We start from the raw sequence: 284 nt of genomic DNA, 5'->3' as shown, positions 1-284 counted from the left end.
AGGGAGCCGGCGTAGACGTTCTCGGCGACGGAGACGTGGGGGATGATCTCCGGTTCCTGCGGGATGATGCGGATCCCGGCGGCTCGGGCCTGGGCGGGTGAGGCCAGGTCCACCCGCTCGCCGTCGAGGACGACGTGGCCCTCGGTGGGCTGGTGGTCGCCGGTGAGGATCTTGAGGAGGGTGGACTTGCCCGCGCCGTTCTCGCCCATGAGGGCGGTGACCTGACCGGCGGGGAAGTCGAGGGTGACTCCGCCGAGGGCCCGTACCGCGCCGAACCGCTTGGT

The 284-nt window shown here is 71.5% G+C and carries 1 protein-coding gene; it reads right to left on the bottom strand.

From position 1 onward, the window contains the following. A partial coding sequence (locus tag PUR56_RS02260) for an ATP-binding cassette domain-containing protein (protein ID WP_329947621.1) occupies nucleotides 1–284 on the bottom strand: 284 nt, incomplete at both ends.

The sequence above is a fragment of the Streptomyces sp. BE303 genome, assembly GCF_036290945.1.
In the GTDB taxonomy this organism is placed as follows: Bacteria; Actinomycetota; Actinomycetes; order Streptomycetales; family Streptomycetaceae; genus Kitasatospora.
The sequence above is the reverse complement of the archived record's forward strand: the minus strand, read 5'-3'. Positions and strand labels throughout refer to the sequence as shown.